At 43.2% G+C, this 294-nt stretch carries 1 pseudogene; it reads left to right on the top strand.

Going from position 1 to position 294, the window contains the following annotated elements:
• Positions 1-213 (top strand): annotated as a pseudogene (locus JEM65_RS22080) (signal recognition particle protein); the annotation flags it as partial.
• Positions 214-294: the final 81 nt, after the last annotated feature.

Here is a 294-nt window from a genome sequence, read left to right as displayed (position 1 = left end):
ATGACTCCAGCCGAGCGTGAGCAACCAGATATTATCGATGGAAATAGAAGAAAGAGACTTGCTGCGGGATCTGGTAGAACTATCGTGGAGGTGAATAACCTCATGAAGCAATTTTCAGATATGCGCAAGATGATGAAGCAAATGAATAAAATGGGCGGTGCCAAAGCTGCTATGAGCAAGATGCTTCCACAGGGAAAAGGAGGAAGAAGATAGAAATTGAAACCCGGTCGAGAGATCGGGTTTTTTGTTTTTTTAACTTTTTTAACCGCAGTGGACACAGAGTTTTCGCAGAGA

The sequence above is a fragment of the Gelidibacter salicanalis genome (assembly GCF_016469035.1).
GTDB lineage: Bacteria > Bacteroidota > Bacteroidia > Flavobacteriales > Flavobacteriaceae > Gelidibacter > Gelidibacter salicanalis_A.
Note: the sequence above shows the minus strand (reverse complement) of the source record. Positions and strands in the feature narration are given on the sequence as shown.